General features: G+C 55.0%; 19 protein-coding genes and 1 other annotated feature (1 of these 20 cut by a window edge). Of the genes, 10 read left to right on the forward strand and 9 right to left on the reverse strand.

Features of this window, described 5'->3' with window-relative positions:
• Positions 1-115: a sequence feature (Thr leader region), on the reverse strand; it reaches 4 nt to the left of the window's first position.
• Positions 54-140 (reverse strand): thr operon leader peptide, encoded by an 87-nt coding sequence (thrL, locus tag OC597_RS12570; protein ID WP_071592991.1) that lies wholly within the window; start codon positions 138-140, stop codon positions 54-56. It overlaps the preceding feature by 62 nt.
• Positions 141-334: 194 nt before the next feature.
• Positions 335-1,021 carry a tRNA/rRNA methyltransferase gene (locus OC597_RS12575; RefSeq protein ID WP_261285565.1) on the reverse strand — a complete coding sequence of 229 codons (687 nt, stop codon included), beginning with the start codon at positions 1,019-1,021 and terminating at the stop codon, positions 335-337.
• Positions 1,022-1,654: 633 nt separating this feature from the next.
• On the opposite strand from OC597_RS12575, the gene arcA reads away from it, so the two are divergent.
• Positions 1,655-2,371, forward strand: a complete 717-nt coding sequence (arcA, locus tag OC597_RS12580; RefSeq protein WP_004949989.1) for a two-component system response regulator ArcA — start codon at positions 1,655-1,657, stop codon at positions 2,369-2,371.
• A 44-nt stretch (positions 2,372-2,415) separates the two neighbouring features.
• On the opposite strand, the gene creA is transcribed toward arcA, so the two are convergent.
• Positions 2,416-2,895 carry a protein CreA gene (creA, locus tag OC597_RS12585; protein ID WP_261257243.1) on the reverse strand — a complete coding sequence of 160 codons (480 nt, stop codon included), beginning with the start codon at positions 2,893-2,895 and terminating at the stop codon, positions 2,416-2,418.
• 343 nt (positions 2,896-3,238) lie between these two features.
• Between creA and robA the strand changes: the two genes are divergently transcribed.
• A complete protein-coding gene (gene robA / locus OC597_RS12590; RefSeq protein WP_112348512.1) occupies positions 3,239-4,108 on the forward strand; it encodes an MDR efflux pump AcrAB transcriptional activator RobA in 870 nt (289 codons plus the stop codon).
• Here the strand turns inward: robA and gpmB are convergent.
• A complete protein-coding gene (gpmB, locus tag OC597_RS12595) occupies positions 4,105-4,752 on the reverse strand; it encodes a 2,3-diphosphoglycerate-dependent phosphoglycerate mutase GpmB (RefSeq protein WP_099063141.1) in 648 nt (215 codons plus the stop codon). The genes robA and gpmB overlap by 4 nt on opposite strands.
• A gap of 111 nt (positions 4,753-4,863) precedes the next feature.
• Here gpmB and yjjX point away from each other — a divergent pair, with 111 nt between their 5' ends.
• The gene (gene yjjX, locus OC597_RS12600) at positions 4,864-5,403 is read left to right on the forward strand and encodes an inosine/xanthosine triphosphatase (protein WP_112348511.1); all 540 of its coding nucleotides are present in this window, start codon (positions 4,864-4,866) and stop codon (positions 5,401-5,403) included.
• A gap of 18 nt (positions 5,404-5,421) precedes the next feature.
• On the opposite strand, the gene trpR is transcribed toward yjjX, so the two are convergent.
• Together trpR and sltY are read right to left on the reverse strand one after the other, a co-directional pair.
• Positions 5,422-5,751, reverse strand: coding sequence for a trp operon repressor (gene trpR / locus OC597_RS12605; RefSeq protein ID WP_112348510.1), 330 nt, complete (start codon positions 5,749-5,751; stop codon positions 5,422-5,424).
• A gap of 55 nt (positions 5,752-5,806) precedes the next feature.
• Positions 5,807-7,735 carry a murein transglycosylase gene (gene sltY, locus OC597_RS12610; protein WP_262208920.1) on the reverse strand — a complete coding sequence of 643 codons (1,929 nt, stop codon included), beginning with the start codon at positions 7,733-7,735 and terminating at the stop codon, positions 5,807-5,809.
• A 744-nt stretch (positions 7,736-8,479) separates the two neighbouring features.
• On the opposite strand from sltY, the gene yfiR reads away from it, so the two are divergent.
• From yfiR to ettA, 4 genes are all read left to right on the forward strand, one after another.
• Positions 8,480-9,094 carry a regulatory sequestration protein YfiR gene (yfiR, locus tag OC597_RS12615; RefSeq protein WP_261257234.1) on the forward strand — a complete coding sequence of 205 codons (615 nt, stop codon included), beginning with the start codon at positions 8,480-8,482 and terminating at the stop codon, positions 9,092-9,094.
• Entirely contained in the window at positions 9,091-10,338 is a 1,248-nt protein-coding gene (gene dgcN, locus OC597_RS12620; protein ID WP_261257231.1) for a diguanylate cyclase DgcN/YfiN, read from the forward strand. Before yfiR ends, dgcN begins: the two co-directional genes overlap by 4 nt.
• Before the next feature lie 35 nt (positions 10,339-10,373).
• Positions 10,374-10,871 (forward strand): outer membrane lipoprotein YfiB, encoded by a 498-nt coding sequence (gene yfiB, locus OC597_RS12625; protein ID WP_261257229.1) that lies wholly within the window; start codon positions 10,374-10,376, stop codon positions 10,869-10,871.
• A gap of 140 nt (positions 10,872-11,011) precedes the next feature.
• The gene (gene ettA / locus OC597_RS12630; RefSeq protein ID WP_261257227.1) at positions 11,012-12,679 is read left to right on the forward strand and encodes an energy-dependent translational throttle protein EttA; all 1,668 of its coding nucleotides are present in this window, start codon (positions 11,012-11,014) and stop codon (positions 12,677-12,679) included.
• A gap of 29 nt (positions 12,680-12,708) precedes the next feature.
• Here the strand turns inward: ettA and OC597_RS12635 are convergent, their stop codons facing one another.
• A complete protein-coding gene (locus OC597_RS12635; protein ID WP_316044866.1) occupies positions 12,709-13,677 on the reverse strand; it encodes an AraC family transcriptional regulator in 969 nt (322 codons plus the stop codon).
• Between the two features lie 128 nt (positions 13,678-13,805).
• Here OC597_RS12635 and OC597_RS12640 point away from each other — a divergent pair, with 128 nt between their 5' ends.
• Both OC597_RS12640 and OC597_RS12645 read left to right on the forward strand, forming a co-directional pair.
• The gene (locus OC597_RS12640; protein ID WP_262208924.1) at positions 13,806-14,771 is read left to right on the forward strand and encodes an SDR family NAD(P)-dependent oxidoreductase; all 966 of its coding nucleotides are present in this window, start codon (positions 13,806-13,808) and stop codon (positions 14,769-14,771) included.
• A gap of 71 nt (positions 14,772-14,842) precedes the next feature.
• Positions 14,843-15,847, forward strand: coding sequence for an NADP-dependent oxidoreductase (locus OC597_RS12645; RefSeq protein ID WP_262208925.1), 1,005 nt, complete (start codon positions 14,843-14,845; stop codon positions 15,845-15,847).
• 57 nt (positions 15,848-15,904) lie between these two features.
• Here OC597_RS12645 and OC597_RS12650 read toward each other — a convergent pair whose 3' ends face one another.
• Positions 15,905-16,816 (reverse strand): LysR family transcriptional regulator, encoded by a 912-nt coding sequence (locus OC597_RS12650; RefSeq protein ID WP_262208927.1) that lies wholly within the window; start codon positions 16,814-16,816, stop codon positions 15,905-15,907.
• 98 nt (positions 16,817-16,914) lie between these two features.
• On the opposite strand from OC597_RS12650, the gene OC597_RS12655 reads away from it, so the two are divergent.
• A complete protein-coding gene (locus OC597_RS12655) occupies positions 16,915-17,916 on the forward strand; it encodes a zinc-binding alcohol dehydrogenase family protein (RefSeq protein ID WP_262208928.1) in 1,002 nt (333 codons plus the stop codon).
• A gap of 39 nt (positions 17,917-17,955) precedes the next feature.
• Here OC597_RS12655 and nadR read toward each other — a convergent pair whose 3' ends face one another.
• Entirely contained in the window at positions 17,956-19,215 is a 1,260-nt protein-coding gene (gene nadR, locus OC597_RS12660; protein ID WP_085120142.1) for a multifunctional transcriptional regulator/nicotinamide-nucleotide adenylyltransferase/ribosylnicotinamide kinase NadR, read from the reverse strand.
• Positions 19,216-19,243 lie beyond the last annotated feature (28 nt).

Genomic DNA, 19,243 nt, shown 5'->3' on the forward strand with positions numbered 1-19,243 from the left:
AAAAAGCCCGCACTGGTTAGGTGCGGGCTTTTTTCTTTTGTTTCCTGTACGCGTCAGCCCGCCCCGTTACCTGTGGTATCGGTGGTGGTAATAATTGTTGTGTTCAGGCTGATATTTCGCATTTTGTCTGTCTGTCTCATTAATTACTCTGTCCCCTCTATTGGTTAAAGCAATCGCTATCCCAAGTCAAATTATTTCTTGTTTTTGCTTATTTATCGCCCAACGGAGCAACTGGGCAATGCAATAGTCGAAAAGCCAAATGACAGAATAAAAAGACAGACAGATGGCATTTTTGTAGTGGATCACACTGCCTAATCAGCCATGTTTGCGGGTATCACTTTGTCAGTTTTTTTTCGATGTCATGCAGCAAAGTATGCAGCATCGCGGTATCGCGCTGCTGCAACGCACCCAGCCGCTGATGCAACCAATCGCGCAATTTTTGATCGTCACTGACCTCCAGTGCCGTCAATAATCCCTCGGCTCGCTGACGCAGCGCCTTGAGCTGGCCCTCATTGGCCACCGACTCCTGTGGCGCACTCACATTCATCAGCTCCGACAATTGATAGCAATACACCATCACCGCCTGGCCGAGATTCAATGAAGGGTAATCCGCCTGCATCGGCACGCCGGTCAACAGATCCGCCAGTTCCAGCTCTTCATTAGTCAGGCCGGAATCTTCACGGCCAAACACCAACGCCGCCTGACCTACCCACTGACTGCGTTCACTCAACTGGCCCAACAGTTGCTGCGGCGTACAATAATAATGGAAACGCGCACGGCTGCGAGCAGTGGTGGCAACGGTGAAATCCACGTCCGCCAGCGCCTGCTCAAGAGTGGCAAAAGTTTGCACGCCGTCGAGGATATCCCCCGCCCCATGAGCCACCCAGCGAGCCGCCGGCTGCAGGTGCGCTTCGCTGTCGACAATCCGCAACGAAGTGAAACCCATGGTTTTCATTGCCCGCGCCGCAGCGCCAACGTTTTCCGGCCGCGCCGGCGCCACTAAAACAATATGAAGCTGCATCAATACTCCGCTGAATGAGAGATCGCGTATTTTTGACTGTTTGGGATAGCCTGATTATATTTACATCTGTGCAACAATAATCCCGGAGAACGCGATAGATAGGGTTAAATGGGTTATTGACCTGATAAATTGCGCGTAATACATATTATTGCTACTTATGTTTTACTACGCTTATTAATCAAAGCGTTAAAAGAAGCCATTTATCAACAAGCCAATAATTCTACCTCATTAGGTGCCACAATGCTGAATCGAACACAGAATTTAGGGTTCTGTGACTTAACCTGGCATTTCTGTAAGTGTTTTTCACAAAACTGTTAACGTGCTACAATTGAATTTGATATATGTCAACAAACCTTAGTTTTGTTGGGTGATGAATTCGGTGTGCACTGTTATATTGCTGTTAATACGGTTAGGATATGCACCGTTTTGGCACCTTTGGGGATGTAAGGAATAGCGCCCCAACCAAGCTAGCGATCTTGTTGACATGGGATGGAAAGTGCATCAAGAACGAGTTTACGTACTTTAGTCATTGAGTAGAAGGGAACGTGAGCGCTAATCTCTGCCCTCCGCTATGAAAACAAAGACTTCTGTACTTCCTATTTTCTATTTTGTTGGCAATTTTAGGTAGCATATATGCAGACCCCGCACATTCTGATTGTCGAAGACGAGTTAGTCACTCGTAACACCCTGAAGAGCATTTTCGAGGCGGAAGGCTACGTTGTTCATGAAGCCAATGATGGTGCAGAAATGCACAACATCCTGTCTGAAAATGATATCAATCTGGTTATCATGGACATCAATCTGCCAGGCAAAAATGGCCTGCTGTTGGCGCGTGAATTGCGCGAACAGGCCAGCGTTGCGCTGATGTTCCTGACCGGCCGTGATAACGAAGTTGATAAGATCCTCGGATTGGAAATCGGCGCTGATGATTACATCACCAAACCGTTCAATCCGCGTGAACTGACCATTCGCGCACGCAACCTGCTGTCACGCACCATGAACCTGGGCAGCGTCGGCGAAGAACGTCGTCTGGTTGAAAGCTACAAGTTCAACGGTTGGGAGCTGGACATCAACAGCCGCTCACTGATCAGCCCAGCGGGTGAGCAGTATAAACTGCCACGCAGTGAATTCCGCGCCATGCTGCACTTCTGTGAAAACCCGGGCAAGATCCAATCCCGTGGCGAACTGCTGAAGAAGATGACTGGCCGTGAGCTGAAGCCACATGACCGCACCGTGGACGTGACCATCCGTCGCATCCGCAAGCACTTCGAATCGACACCGGACACGCCAGAAATCATCGCCACCATTCACGGTGAAGGTTACCGTTTCTGCGGCGATCTGGAAGAGTAAGCCTCCCGCGTTAAAATATTTGGGGTTCCGTCGAACCCCAAATCTTATTTTGCCTCACCCCAAGGGATGATCGGCACTGCGCTCAGCGCATTCTTCGGTGAACCATCCACCACACGGTCAGAATAACTCAGATAAATCAATGCATTGCGATTTTTATCATAGAAACGCACCACCTGCAGTTTCTTGAACACCAGCGACGTTCGTTTCTGGAACACCACGGTCCCTTCCGCCTTACCATTTTTGATTTTATCATTCAGCTCAATCGGACCGACCTGCTGGCAAGAAATGGCAGCATCTGCGGTATCTTCCGCTAATCCCAGCCCACCTTTGATGCCACCGGTTTTTGCCCGGCTGATATAACAAGTTACATTTTTAACATCAGGATCATCGAAGGCTTCCACCACAATTTTATGGTCCGGACCAAAGAGTTTGAATACCGTATCGACCGACCCAACCTGTTCTGCCTGCGCACTATTTACCGTTGCGCAAACTAAACCAAACAAAAATATCCATCCTTTTTTCATTCACTTAACTCCAATAGCCTGAATCCTAAAAATAGGCGCAGGCAATCAATATTGTTTATGTTTTAGGTCACAGAATAGGGATCTTTCCAGTCCGCACCGATCTTTTTAGCACAGAGCGTGAAAAAAATCTTTGAGAGTCTCGGAGGAAAAAAATTGCTATTATGCGGCGTCGTTATATCTTTGCGCCCGTTTAAGGTGTGCCCCTGTCCAACCCTTGCGCAACCCGCTGCAAGAGGCAAAGAGTGCTACGCAAAATGGCTCATGGATTGGTCTGATAGCGCAAGCACCAGCGTAATGAATAAACAGTTCGGGTCCCTACCCTAAAGCTCTACGAGGAAGATCTATGGATCAAGCCGGTATCATTCGTGATCTGCTTATCTGGCTGGAAAGCCATTTGGACCAACCCCTGTCTCTGGACAATGTGGCGGCCAAAGCAGGTTACTCTAAATGGCATTTACAACGGATGTTTAAAGATATTACCGGTAACGCCATCGGCGCTTATATCCGGGCAAGGAGATTATCCAAGGCTGCGGTGGCGCTGCGTTTAACCAGCCGACCTATTTTGGATATCGCTTTACAATATCGCTTCGACTCGCAGCAGACATTTACACGCGCATTTAAAAAACAGTTTGCACAAACGCCAGCGCTGTATCGTCGTGCCGAAGACTGGAGCGCATTCGGCATCTGTCCACCGATCCGCCTGGGCGCCTTTACTCTGCCGCAGCCAGAATTTGTCACCTTGCCAGAACAACAGTTGATTGGCCTGACGCAAAGCTATTCCTGTACGCTGGAGCAAATCTCCAACTTCCGTACCGAATTGCGGTCACAATTCTGGCGCCAGTATTTGGGCGAAGCCGAAACGCTACCGCCGGTACTGTACGGGCTGCACCATTCACGCCCGAGTCAGGAAAAAGACGACGAACAGGAAGTGCTGTACACCACGGCGCTGGAGCCGCATCACGTACCGGCCAAGATTGTGGCCGGGCAGCCGCTGGTACTGCAAGGTGGCGAGTATGCGATGTTCAGCTATGAAGGCCCGGCCTCTGGCCTGCAAGACTTCATTCTGACCGTTTATGGCACCTGCCTGCCGGCGCTCAAACTGACGCGCCGTAAAGGGCACGATATTGAGCGCTTTTATCCCAAGGGTGACCGTCGGCCACCCCAACCGCCGACCGAGATCAACTGCGACTATTTGATCCCGATCCGCCGTTAACGCTGCAGTTCGTCCAGCGCGGGCGTGTCCAGATGCGTGACATCGCCCGCCGTTTCGACGATCCAGCCAGAGGCCAACCATGGACTCTGCTGGTGATCGACTCGCGACAGTGAACAGTTGCGTAAACGCAGGCGGCGCTCGGCATAAGCCGGTAACCCGAGTACGGTGCTGATTAAACAGCCCAAAGCGATACCGTGGCTGACAATCAGCGGTTTGCTGCCCTCAGGCAACATCAGGCAGCTTTCGAGCGCCTCGCGCATCCGGTCACCCAGCTCACTCATGGATTCACCTTGAGGGATACGGCCGTCGGCAGTACCATCGACCATCTGCTTACGCCACTGTTCTTCCTGTGGCGTCAGGCTATCGATCAGACGTTCTTCCAGCACCCCCATATGCAACTCACGCAAACGTGGATCGGTTATCACCTCGCAGCCGCAAGCCTCTGCGATGATTTGCGCGGTGCGTCGGGTACGCCCCAGATCGCTGGTAATCACGTGCGTGATGCCTTGTTTGCTGACGCGCTGGGCAACCAGACGAGCCTGATGTTCACCGTTAGCGGTCAACGGGCTGTCGGACTGGCCCTGGATGCGGCGAGCCGCATTCCATTCCGTTTCGCCGTGGCGAACGAGGTATACCTGTAACATTTTGCTTTTCCGTTATACTGCGTGAAACCTGAGTTTATCGTCGTCAGATGCCGCTTGCGCAAGCGTCTGCCGTAGTGAATAGGCTCTTAGCTTAAGGATGCCAAACCCGTTATGTATCATGTTGTCGCTGCAACTACCAACCCGGCAAAGATCAAGGCTATTCAACTGGCCTTTGATGACACCTTTGGCACAGGCCAATGCCGCATTGAATCGGTCGACGTCGCCAGCGGCGTCTCACTGCAACCCATAGGTAATCACGAAACCCGCACCGGCGCACGCCAGCGCGTAATGGAAGCCCGGCAGGTACGCCCAGAGGCCGACTTTTGGGTCGGCGTAGAAGCAGGAATCGAAGAGAATATGACTTTCGCCTGGATGACGGTAGAAAACCCGAATACCCGTGGCGAATCGCGCTCAGCCAGTCTGATGCTGCCGGAGACGATTTTACAGGGAATTCGTGCCGGCCGCGAATTGGGGAGTGAGATGGCGATCATCACCGGCAATGCCGAAGTGAAGCGCCAGGGTGGCGCTATCGGTATCTTTACCGATGGGCGATTGAGCCGCACCAGCGTTTACCATCAGGCTCTGCTGTTGGCGCTGGTGCCTTTCCACAACCCGATCTACCAGAACCATAACAACGCAGCACAGAAATAACCTTTGCCGGGCGCGGCGCTACTGTGCATCGCCCAGCAACTGCTGTTCCAGCCACTGTTTCAGCGCCGGCGTCGCCGCCTTCAGGCTGTTCGAACCGCGAGTGATGGTGGCAATTCCCGCCCCCAGTTCGTTTTTCAGCTCACGCTGGCTCATTTCACCACGCATCAGCTCCTGGATAATCCGTACCCGTGTACCTAAAGCCGTGCGTTCGTCCGGCGTCAGCAGCAGTTGCAGCAGGGGTTGATGCAGATCCTGGGCAAACGAATTCTGCAGCAGCGCAACAAAGCGCAGCCAATCCTCATTACCTTGTTCTGAAAGAGCCGGGTCGTTAAGCGATAATTGCGTCATGGCAAGCCACCATACTATTTAACTAGTACAGCAGCATACCATAGCGACGTCAAAATCAATAACGCCTCTGCCACTCGGCATCGGTCAGCACTTTGGCCGGCCGGTGCATGAGATAGCGATAAAATGCGTCGTAGGCCAACACGTTCTTCACGTAGGAACGGGTTTCCGAGAACGGAATGCTTTCGACAAATGCCACGGCATCAACCCGCCCTTCACTGTTGCCCAGCCAGGTATTCACCCGAGATGGACCGGCATTGTAAGCCGCCGAGGACAGGATACGGTTGCGGCCGAACTGCTGGTAAACATACTCCAGATAGCTGGTGCCAATGATAATATTGACGCGCGGATCAAGCAGTTGGCTTGGGCTCGAGTAACCGGGAATATTGTACATCTGCACGGTATGCTGTGCGGTACGTGGCATCACCTGCATCAGGCCGCTGGCCCCGACCGGTGACTGCGCTTTCGGGTTCCAGGCGCTCTCCTGACGGGCGATGGCCATGGCATAGCTCGGCGTTATCCCCTTGTCATCAGTCGCGGCGCGGAATTCTTGCGGCCAGGCCACCGGGAAGCGTTCCTCAAGGTGATCCCACATTTTGCCGACAATAGTCGCCTGCACGCTGAGATCGGCCCATTTTTGCTCAAAAGCATAACGCGCCAGCGCTTCCTGTTCCGGGCGACTGCGGCTGGCCACGAACGAAGTCCACTCACTGCGCGCCAGGTTATCCATATTCCAGTACATCAGTTCACGCACCCGGGCAATTTCCGGCCCATCCACCAGCGAAGCGCGGGGTTTTGCCGCCACTGCCACCATCACCGGATAAGGCGTATTCAGTTTTTGCGCCGCTACCATCGGGTAGAAGCCGCGTTCGGTCATCAGCCGACGCAGGATCTCTTCCCCTTCGCTACGTTTGCCTTCATCCAGTAAAATGCTCGCGCGCCAGTATCGCCATTCATCTTTATTGCGTGATTCCGTTGGCAGACGCGCCAGCCAGGTCGCCACCCCCTGACGATCACCGGCGCCCAGCGCCATGCGCACGCGGCGCTCCAGCAGTGCCGGTGACTGACTACGCAGGATCACCTTGTCGCGCCACTGGGTCTGTTCAAAGGTCGCATCGCTGCCCATCAGGCGCCATGCCACCGCGTCCTCCAGCCCCTGCTGCTCGCTGTCACTCATTTTTTGCAGGCGGACAAGGGTCGGGATCATCGCGCGGGCATTTTCCGCATCCTGACGCGCCAGACGTTCGAAAGCGATGCCGGTTGCCGCACGGGTAAAGTCAGTCGGGCCCACGCTGCGGGCAAAGGACTCGACCGTCGCAGGATCGTTTTGCAGGCGCACCAAGGCATCGCCCATGGTCTGATAATCTGACGGCAACTGGCGGTAGAGGCTGTTCACCAGGCCGCTGTTACCCTCTTTCAACGCCAGTTTCATGCGTTCCAGAATAGCCGATGGCGTTTGTTTGCCAGCCCCCTGCCAGACGCTGAATAACTTGTCACAGGCTCCCGGCAGAGATTTACCGCTCATCCAGATATCGTCGACGCCATTCCAGGCCGCTTGCTGATCGCCGGTGGCCCATTTGGCGTAGTAGTAATTACAGCGTGCCGCGATAGGTTTAGGCGGTTGCGGGCTGAAGGTCAACAGGGTGCGCCAGTCTTCACGCCGCGCCAATTCATTAACAAAACGCGGAGCCAGTGACTTCGCCGGCGGCAGCGTCGGATGCTGCTTGATAAAGTCATTCACTTCAGAGAACCCGGCCTGGCTGAGGTCTTGCGTCAGCTCACGGTATTCCAGATAAGGGTAAAGCGGGTAATCACGCAGCGTCGGCATTAGTTGCGCCACCACGTCCATCTGATTGCTGTCCCACGCCTGCTTGATCTGCAGGTAACGCTGACGCTGAGCGTCCAGCGAGTCCGCCAATGCGGCGCTTGAAAATGCCGTCAGGCACAGGCCCACAGCTAAAAACCGCCACTTGTCTACCTTGACCATACTGACTCTTTCCTCGCTAATGCTGATGGTGTTGCCAGAGCCGGTTCAGCCCGTTGCCGCGTTACGTCAGCAGCCAACGGGTCGGTGAACCCGGCTCTCCGAGTATTTCACGCCCTGTCGTGGAATATGTCTATCCGGCACGCCAGAGCAAAAGGGGGGTGCTGAGCAGCGCGCTCAGCCATCTACCATAGACAGCAGGATCGCTTATCCATTCACTATGGTAGAAGAAGTTTATCGTCACGATGGGCTTCAGGTAAAAAAGGTTTACCCTCACTGACAAATTAATTAAAGCTGACGACAATTTTGCCGTATTAATCATTTCATCCTGGAGTTGGCGCTAACAACCGATCGGAACCACAATTATTAATCCCCGCCGCCAATATAAAATTAAGCCATTTGAAATTATTAGCCGTCGCAGGATTTGATCATCAAAACGATAAGCAAAAACGTTGCGCAAACCGCCAGAACCCAGGCCTGCCGCGCTAACTTTGCAGAAAACGCCTGGCAAACCCTGACGGACGTTTTTATACTATTAAAAAAAGCTAAGATAATTCCGAGAAAACGGCACATAAAGCGCGCAACAGGGATATCTTATAATACAATCCGCGCCAATTATGGGTTAGATAGTGTTCATCAGGCAGTGCGATTGACAGTTTTCAGCAAGATAATTATCCCTTCGACCGGGTCAGGCTTCTCATTGTTATGTTGCCGCAACAGTACTGCGGACGTGGGCAGGAATGGCAGATGAAGATGGCAAAATATGCCGCGTTGTTAGCGACCTGCGCAAAAAGCTCACTCACGAGTTTCATTTGCGCACGTCTGGACTGCAGCCGTCTGTTGTCACTGGTTTTGCTCGCCCTGTTGGCGTTTCCCGGTTTGGCGCGTCCCGAGACTGGCGATCCGTATAAAAATCGCATCCACGCCGTCACCACCGTGGTGGTCGGCATTATCAGCTATGCCCGCTGGCCCAGTGAACCCAACCCCATCCGACTGTGCGTAACGGCGCCGACACAATATGCCGAAGGCCTGTTCGATCCCATTTTGCTGAGTGCCCCCCGGCCGATTAAAGCCGAGCGCATCGCTTTCGACAGCCCGTTGCTGAGCACCGGCTGTGACGTGATTTATTTGGGCAATATCAATGCCGGTCAGAAACAGAATTTTATGCAACGCATTAACGGCCACTCCATTCTCAGCATCAGCGAGAACGATGATGAATGCTCTGCCGGCAACGCGTTTTGCCTGCAGATCGAAGGCGACACGGCCAGCTTTAAAGTGAACCTTGACGCACTGGCACGCAGCGGCGTGCGCGTTCACCCCAACGTGCTACAACTGGCACGCAAACAGGCGCCTCCACTATGAAGTGGTTGCGCAAGAACCGATCGGGTCAGTCGCGACCTACGCTGGGGCGGGTGCTGCAACGGGTGCACCTTGGGCTGGCGCTGATTGCCGTCGGCACCGCCGGGATTTTCCTGACGCTGGTCGCGCTGTTTGCGCTGCGCGCCTATGCCGACCATAACCTGCATCTGATTGCGCGCTCCATCAGCTATACCGTCGAAGCTGCCGTGGTGTTTGAAGACCGCACCGCCGCACGTGAGGCACTGGTATTGATCGCCTCCAAAGAAGAAGTATCAGAGGCAAGAATTCTGAACAACAACGGCAAGGTGCTCGCCAGTTGGCGTCATCCCAAAGATGGCCCGCTGCACGGTATGGAAGAAATCGTGGCCCACTGGGCGCTGCCGGAACCGGTGATCCTGCCGATAACTCATGAAGGCAAAGAGGTCGGCAAAGTGTGGCTGCTCGGCCACGGCGGCAGCCTGCTGCGTTTTCTGTTGCGCGGTATGGTCGGCATGATCGCCTGTCTGGTGCTCAGTACCCTGTGCGCGCTGGTACTTTCCCGCCGCATGCTGCTGGGCATCGTCCGTTCGCTGGATGACATCGCCAATGTCGCGCATGCGGTACGCCGCGATCGCGCCTTTGGCCTGCGGGTGCCATCAGCGCCAATTGCCGAACTGCATGAGCTGAGCGTCGACTTTAATGGCCTGCTCGATGAGCTGGAAGCCTGGCAGGCACACCTGAAACAGGAAAATGATTCACTGACTCACCGGGCAACGCACGACAGCCTGACCGGCTTGCCGAACCGTGCCTTCTTTGAAGGGCGACTGAGCCGTGCGTTGGGGGACATTAAACCGACCGAAAAGCTGGCGGTGCTGTTTATCGACGGTGACCGCTTCAAGGAGGTCAATGACAGCTACGGTCACGCTGCAGGCGACCTGGTGCTGACCACCATTGCCGGGCGCATTCGCGCACAGCTACGTGAAACCGACCTGGTGGCACGTTTGGGAGGTGATGAGTTCGCCGTATTGTTGGCACCGGTCCACACTACGGAAGATGTCCTGCAGATTGCCGATAACATTATCGACTGCATGACCCAACCGGTAATTTTGCCGAACGACGAGGCGGTGATTTCCTCTCTGAGTATCGGTATTGCCCTTTACCCTGAGCATGCGGTAACGCCTCAAGGGCTCTTGCACGAAGCTGATGATGCAATGTACCAGGCAAAGCATCGTTATAACGGAGGCTGGCGGCTGGCAATACAGAAATAAAGCCCCGGCTATAAAATAAAACTAGGGATTTGATTATGATACAGCAAACACTAAAAAACCGTTTCTCACTGCTGGCGATGATGTTTATCGCCCTGTTGGCCCTCGCCGGCTGCCAGAGCAAACCGCAGGGCCTGACGCCTGAGCAGATTGCCCTGTTGCAGTCACAAGGGTTTAAGCTGACGGATAACGGCTGGGAGTTTGGCCTGTCCGACAAGGTGCTGTTTGGCAATAACGTCGGCAAACTGAACCCGGAAAGTACCGATACGGTACAAAAAATGGGTCGTGCGCTGATGAGCGTCGGCATCACCCAATTCCGTCTGGACGGTCATACGGATAATTACGGTGAAGACAGCTATAACGACCAGCTTTCGTTGCGCCGCGCCAATGCAGTGGCCGATCTGCTAGCCAGCGTAGGTATTCCTCGTGCCAATATCGAAACCCGCGGCATGGGTAAACGCGATCCGGTGGCCGATAACCGCACCTCCAGCGGCCGTGCCGAAAACCGCCGCGTTGCGATTGTCGTCACTCCTTAAGCGACCAATATGCGCCTTCACGGGCGCATAAAAGGTTATACTTAGCGATCGCTGTGTGATGTCTGGGATCCGCTTTCGAAACGGGCTACACTCCGCAGCCAGACATCCTATAAAAACTGATATAGAGAGGCAGAGGCACCGTGGCTCAATACGTCTATACCATGCATCGCGTCGGCAAAGTGGTTCCGCCGAAGCGTCACATCCTGAAAAATATCTCGCTGAGCTTCTTCCCGGGCGCCAAAATTGGCGTGCTGGGTCTGAACGGCTCAGGTAAATCCACTCTGTTGCGCATCATGGCCGGCATCGATACCGATATCGAAGGTGAAGCTCGCCCGCAGCAAGGGATTAAAATCGGTTACCTGCCGCAAGAACCGCAACTGAACCTGGAACACACCGTTCGCGAGTCAGTCGAAGAAGCGCTGGCGGAAGTGGTCGGTGCGCTGAAACGTCTTGATGAGGTGTACGCGCTGTACGCTGAAGAAGGCGCCGACTTCGACAAGCTGGCCGCTGAACAGGGCCGCCTGGAAGAGATCATTCAGGCCCATGATGGCCATAACCTGAACACCCAGCTTGAGCGTGCCGCCGATGCGTTGCGCCTGCCAGAATGGGACGCGAAAATCGCCAACCTTTCCGGTGGTGAGCGTCGCCGCGTAGCGCTGTGCCGCCTGCTGCTGGAAAAACCGGACATGCTGCTGCTCGACGAACCGACCAACCACCTGGATGCTGAATCCGTGGCCTGGCTGGAGCGCTTCCTGCACGACTTCGAAGGCACCGTAGTGGCCATCACCCACGACCGTTACTTCCTCGACAACGTGGCCGGCTGGATCCTCGAGCTGGACCGCGGTGAAGGCATTCCATGGGAAGGTAACTACTCTTCCTGGCTGGAGCAGAAAGACGCTCGTCTGGCGCAGGAAGCCTCTTCCGAAGCCGCACGTCGCAAATCCATCGAGAAAGAGCTGGAGTGGGTTCGCCAGGGCGCCAAAGGCCGTCAGTCCAAAGGCAAGGCCCGTTTGGCCCGCTTTGAAGAGCTGAACAGCACCGAATACCAAAAGCGTAACGAAACCAACGAACTGTTTATCCCACCTGGCGCACGCCTGGGCGATAAAGTGGTTGAAGTCAGCAATCTGCGTAAGTCTTACGGCGATCGCCTGCTGATTGACGATCTCACCTTTGCGGTACCGAAGGGCGCAATTGTCGGCATTATCGGCCCGAACGGCGCCGGTAAATCCACGCTGTTCCGCATGATGTCCGGTCAGGAACAGCCTGATTCCGGCAACATCGTGCTGGGTGACACCGTCAAGCTGGCCTCGGTCGATCAGTTCCGCGACAGCATGGATGGCTCCAAAACCGTGTGGGAAGAAGTCTCCGGCGGCCAGGACATCATGCGTATCGGCAACACCGAAATGCCAAGCCGTGCCTACGTCGGCCGCTTTAACTTCAAGGGTGTCGATCAGGGCAAACGCGTCGGCGAGTTGTCCGGGGGTGAACGTGGTCGTCTGCATCTGGCCAAGCTGCTGCAGGTTGGCGGCAACGTACTGCTGCTCGATGAACCGACCAACGACCTGGATATTGAAACCCTGCGCGCGCTGGAAAACGCCCTGTTGGAGTTCCCTGGCTGCGCGATGGTTATCTCGCACGACCGTTGGTTCCTTGACCGTATCGCCACCCACATTCTGGATTACCAGGATGAAGGCAAAGTGGAGTTCTTCGAAGGTAACTTCACCGAATACGAAGAGTACAAAAAACGGACGCTGGGCGCCGAAGCGCTTGAGCCACACCGTATCAAGTACAAGAGAATCACCAAGTAACCCGAAAGGCGCCGCATACGGCGCCTTTTTTATTCCCGGGTCTTAGCGCTGCGGTAATCCCGCGGTGAGCAGTGCATCAACCGCTTGAAGGCGTTGCTAAAGGCGCTGTCCGACTCATAGCCCAGGTTCTGTGCAATCGAAGATACCGTCCCATGCCCGGTTCGCAGTGCTCGCGCTGCCAACAGCATCCGCCAGCGCAATACGTACTCCAGTGGCGCCAGGCCCGCCTTTTGTTTGAATCGCAGTGCCAATGTTGAACGCGAAACACCGGCTACTCCAGCCAACGATTCTACCGTCCAGCGTCTGGCGGGATCGGCATGAACCGCCTGCATGGCGGCGCCTATGCGCGAATCGAACAAGGCCCTTAGCCAACCAGATACCATGCTCCCTTCTCCTGCAAGGTAAATCCGCAGCACCTGCACCAACATAATATGCCCCAAATGATGCGCCATCAGCGCGCTCCCCGGTGATGGACTGGCCAGTTCTTCCGCCAAACGCTGTAAGGCCCAACGCAGTACCGATGCCTGATCCGAAGCGCTTTTGATCACCACGACTGCCGGTAACGAGGCAAATAACAGGTCAATCTCCTCGCCAAATGCGAAACGCCCACCGATCAGAAAACAGTCTTCAGCGTCGCCATAGCGCGCCATCCCGTTTACCGCGTGACGATAAAGCTCCACAGCGTCGACCGCCGGGAGAGATAGATCGCTGCCCACGGTGGCAGCCCGCCCACGTGGCAACAAAAAGCAATCCCCCGCCTCCAGCCATATCGGCGGCTCATGCCCTTCCACCGCCAACCAACATGCGCCGCGTACCACCGCGTTGAACTTGCCTTCTTCCAGTGCAGGGAAATACACGGCCCAGTCCCCACCCGCTTGTAAACCGCCGAAAAAAGAGTGTCGACTCTGTAACAAAGAAAGGACTTCTGACAGCGGATCCATAAGCGTTTCAAACTCCCTTGACGAAAAACGGCACTTTATTAACGGCAATATCCCCATCGTAATCGCAACATTCGGACGTTCGCGACAGAAATTCGGCGTTTGTTGCATTCAAGCTCCTGACTACAAACCCTACAATGTACCTTCTCGGGCAGATCCGCCAGTATCCGAAATGCAGAGGACATCCCATGAAACACAGACAAATGCCTATCCATTCCCCTTTCGATGCGACAGCTACCGCAGCGGATGTGCTTGAAGGTTTAGACCTCACAGGCAAGACCGCCCTCGTAACCGGTGGGCATTCCGGGCTCGGGCTGGAAACCACCCGCGCATTGGCTGGCGCAGGAGCACGGGTCATTGTCGCTGCGCGTGATCCTCACTCAGCAAATGTCCAACTCAACAATATTGCTAACGTTGAAGTTCACAGGTTGGATCTCGCCGATCTGGCCAGCATCAGCCTATTCTCGCAACAACTCCTCGAGACCGGCGCACATATCGATATCCTGATTAACGGCGCCGGCATTATGGCCTGCCCAGAAACGCGCGTAGGGCCGGGCTGGGAGGCACAGTTCGCCACTAATCACCTTGGCCACTACGCGTTGGTGAATCGACTCTGGCCGGCGCTGACTGGCGGTGCCAGAGTGGTGTCAGTATCGTCCTCCGGCCACCAGATTTCCGCCATTCGCTGGCACGATATTCAGTTCAACCAGGGTTATGACAAATGGCTAGCCTACGCTCAGTCGAAAACGGCCAACGCGCTGTTCGCGTTCCATCTGGATAAGCTGGGGCAAGACTCAGACGTGCGGGCATTCTCACTCCACCCCGGCATGATCCCCACACCACTACAACGCTTCATCCCCAAAGAAGAGATGATTGCACTGGGCTGGATGGATGGCGAAGGCAACCCCGCCGACCCAACGGCACTCAAAACCCCACAGCAAGGAGCGGCAACCCAAGTATGGGCGGCGACGTCACCCCAGCTAGAGGGTATCGGTGGCCTCTATTGTGAGGATTGCAACATCGCCAGGCTGGAAGAAAGCGGACAGGAATCTTTCACCGGTGTGAAGGCGTACGCGATCGATCCGCTGCAGGCCAAACGCCTTTGGGCGTTATCGGCGCAACTCACCGGCGTGGACGTCTTTGCCGAAAAATAACGCCCGGTTTGATCGAGATATGAGCAAGTGATAACAACCGAAAATTTCATGATTGAAGAGTGGTCATTGCTATGAAAAACCGTCAAATCATTCTTACCGAGTTGCCACAGGATAAACTCACCGCCCAACATTTCCATATCCGCCAAACATCCATGCCTGTCCCGCTGCAGGGAGAAGTCCTGTTACGTGCGCTTTATTTTTCCCTGGATGCAGCCAGCAGAGCCTGGATGCAAGGGACTACCTACCGGGCAGGCCTTGCAGCCGGTGACGTTATGAGCGGATTGGCGTTAGCCGAAGTAGTTGAGTCGTACTCGCCACAATTAGCCGTCGGCGATTTGGTTCTTGCTGAAACCGGTTGGCAAACTTTTTCGCTATCTCCTGCCGAACATCTGATGAAACTCAGCGCAATTGAACCGATTACACATCTGCTCAGTATTTATGGCGTCCCTGGACTGACCGCCTATTTTGGGTTGTTGGAATGCGGAATGCCGAAGGCGGGGGAAACGGTGGTGGTAACAGCGGCAGCTGGCGCCGTGGGCGCATTTGTCGGGCAAATCGCCAGAATCAAGGGATGCCGTACCATTGGCATCGCAGGCGGTGCCAAAAAATGCGCCCTACTCACCCGTGAGCTGGGTTTCCAGGAAGCGATCGACTACAAAGCGGGTAATTTAAATGAAGCACTGCGCACGGCTTGTCCTGAAGGCATCGACGTCTTTTTCGATAACGTCGGAGGAGACATTCTGGAGGCCGGTCTGCTGAACATGGCGAGTTATGGGCGTATCGTCTGTTGCGGCGCCATTTCACAATATGATGCACAGGCCCCCATCGCAGGGCCACTCGGCGTTCCCGGGATGATGATTATCAAAAGTCTGACCATGCGAGGCTTTTTGTTGTCTGACTTCCTGGCAAATCGGGAACGAGCAATAGCAGAACTCACGGCCTGGGTCGCTGCCGGAGAATTGGTGGTACCTGAGGATATACTCGAGGGTTTCGACAAATTGCCGACAGGGCTGATTGGCTTGCTGGCTGGCGAAAACGTCGGTAAGCGCCTGGTAAAAGTAATGGATGATGCGTGATTAACCTGAGCCGAAAACTCGGCAATCACCCTGATCCTTTTAGCAATGTGGTCGACTTCATTTCCACGCCAGCTCACGGGCATAGTCGTCAAATACCGGGTGTTGCAACACCACGTCGATAAAACAGGCCAGCGCCGGTGAATTCAACTTGCGGCTCGGATAGACCAAATACAGTTCATTGCCTTCCGCCTGCCAGTCCGGCAGCACCTCGACCAATTGCCTCTGGGCTACCACCTCACGACTGAGAAAGGCCGGCAGCAAGGTAATGCCCGCACTGGCAATCGCACATTCACGCGCGTACAACAGATTATCGGTGATATGCCGCATCGGCAGTTGCCAACGAAAGTATTCATCGCCCCGACGCAGGCTCCAGACTGGCCAGGAGCGGTGCGCAATACAACGGTGCTGCTGCAACTGCTGTGGGTCAACAATCGGTGGGGACTCCGCCAGATAGGCCGGTGAAGCCAGCAAATAACGCGGCGCATGCCCCAAGCGACGGCCAATAAGTGAAGAGTCCTGTGGCTTGCCGGTGCGCAACGCCGCATCGAACCCTTCCTGCACCATGTCCACCATCGCATCAGACACCGACACCTCCAGCGAGACGTCCGGATATTGGCGCTGGAAATCCGCCGCTAGCCGCGCCAGCAACGTCGCCCCCAGCCCGGCAGGCGTCGAGATGCGCAACCGCCCGCTGGGGTTATCACGTAGCCGTTGCAGCGCCAGATCGGCCCGTTCGGCGGCGGACAGCATCTCCTGGCAGTGCTCCAGATAACGTTCGCCGGCAAAGGTCAGATTGAGCTGACGGGTGGTGCGGTTCAGCAGCCGCAGGCCCAGCATCTGTTCCAACTGGCTGATGCGCTGGCTAACGCTGGACTTCGGCAAAGCGGCACGTTTGGCGGCGGCGGTAAAACTGCCACACTCGGCCACCAGCGCAAACAACGCCATATCCTGTAGCTGCTTAAACCTCATTGTTCACCTCAAACGAACACTTAGTTAGTTATTGTCCATCTTATCACTCCCCTCCAACAGGTCTACACTGGGGTTATACATTCGAAAGGAGCAAAGTCATGCCGATTAAAGCCATTGCCGTAGACCCGAAAAACCCCGCCGGTTTCATTGAAATCAGCCCGGAAAAAATCGCCCCAGGCCAGTACGATCTGCTGGTGGAAGTCAAAGCGGTGTCGGTCAACCCGGTGGACACCAAGGTGCATGCCGGTCTGCAAAAAAGCGGCCTGCAGCAGCCACGTATTCTCGGTTGGGATGCCAGCGGCGTAGTGGTAGAAGTGGGCAGCAGCGTCAGCGGTTTCAAGCCCGGCGATGAAGTCTGGTATGCCGGTGACATCACCCGCCCAGGCAGCAATACCACCCATCAGTTGATTGATTCGCGCATTACCGCCCATAAGCCACGCAGCCTGAACTGGGCCGAGTCCGCGGCGATGCCATTGACCGCCCTGACCGCCTGGGAAGCGCTGTTCGAACACCTGAAAATACAGGACGCCGAACCAGGCAAAACCCTGTTGATTATCGGCGGTGCCGGTGGCGTAGGTTCGCTGGCGATCCCGTTTGCTGCCCAGCGCAGCCAGGTAAAGGTGATTGCGACTGCATCACGCCCCGAATCAGCGGCCTGGTGCCGGGAGCGCGGTGCCGATCTGGTGGTCGATTACCACGATTTGAAAGCTAATCTGGCGCAGCAGGGTATTAAGAACGTGGATTATATTCTTTGCCTGAACGATACCGACGGTCACTGGCAAGCCATTTCCGATCTGATCGCGCCAATGGGACACATTTGCACCATCGTAGAAAACGCCCAGCCGTTGGACCAAAATGCATTGAAGTTGAAAAGTGCCGCGCTGCACTGGGAATTGATGTTTACTCGCAGCATGTTCACCACGCCGGACATCGCCCAACAGGGTGAGATCCTCAAGCAAGTGGCGCAACTGCTGGATGAAGGAAAACTGAGCACCACCCTGAGCCAAACCTTGCAAGGGCTGACGGTAGAGACCCTGACCGCCGCGCATCAAAAACTGCTCGACGGGCATATGCAGGGCAAACTGGTGATTGTTTACTGATGACAGTTGGGGCGCAGCACTGAACTGCGCCCCAATGGCTTATACCGCCGCAACACCGACCAGCCGACTGGCATCCGCTGCCAGCAACTGTTTAACCAGCTCGACACAGCGCAGGAAGCGTTCGTCGTAGTCGCTGGACTCCACGTGTACGTACTCGATGTTATTGGCCCGCAGCATCTCTTCTAACAAATGCTGGAACACTTTGCGATCCTTGGGGTTACCCAGACTGCGCAGGCCATCCGCCACCCAGGGGGTGTTATTTTCCAGCAGGATCACCAGATCAAACCGATACTCGTCGATCAGCGCCTGCACAAAGGGGTGTTCGCGCCCTTCGTACTTTTTGCAAAATGCCTGAGTAGTGACAAAGTCGGTGTCGATAAAGGCCACTTTGTTGGCGTACTTCACCGCAAAGTCGACGTACTGCGCCTGCCCGAGAGCGATCTTGTCGTAGTCGGAATACTGGAGCGCCATCTCATCCCCGCCGAGGTGCGAGAACACATAGTCGCGGCCATACTCCCAGGCACTGGTGGTGTTAAAGATGTTCGCCAGCTTATTCACCAGGGTCGATTTACCGCTCGACTCCCCGCCGAGGATCGCCACGGTACGCACAAAGAACGGCTTCACTTCGGTCGGAATATAATCCCAATAGCGGAACGGATCCTGACGGATCTGGCGGCCGCTGATATTCATAAATGAACGTTCGGGATCGATCAGGACGGTTTCAATCGCCAGATGTTCACGGTAACGCGGGGCGTCCTGCGCTTCGCTCGAATAGATGAAACTCGGCACTATGGCTTTCTGTTCCAGGAAGGCCTTCACCCCATCGCTCCAAACGTTCCAGCCGTGCGGATAGGGTTCAATGCCCTGCTCGTCGAACGAATGAATATGGATATTCTTCTGGTATTTGAAGGTTTGCAGCAGCCAGCGTAGGCGATCGCTGACCGTCGGCTGTTGCGACATCGAACTGTTCTCGAACAGCTCTCTGTCACGCGGTTCGTCGTAACACAGGATCACGTGCAGCTCATCAACCTGGCTACAGGCGCGCTGGATAAGATAGATATGGCCGGTGTGCAGGGGGTAAAATTTACCAAACACCACGCCGACCTTTTTCTCACGCCGTGGAAATTCCAGGCCAAGATAGCGGTGCAACGCCTCCAGTTTCTGGGCGCTCGGACTTTTGATTTTGTCGTTAAGCAGCTGGCTGAGGTAGCCTTTGGTCATGCCACTGGCATCCGCCACCTGCTGCAGAGTGCAGCTCTTCTGCTTAATCGACGCCTTCAGGTAATCAAATTGCCGCATAGCCCCTCCGTTTAGTATGCTAAACAAA

The sequence above is a fragment of the Serratia proteamaculans genome, from assembly GCF_946227095.1.
GTDB lineage: Bacteria > Pseudomonadota > Gammaproteobacteria > Enterobacterales > Enterobacteriaceae > Serratia > Serratia proteamaculans_E.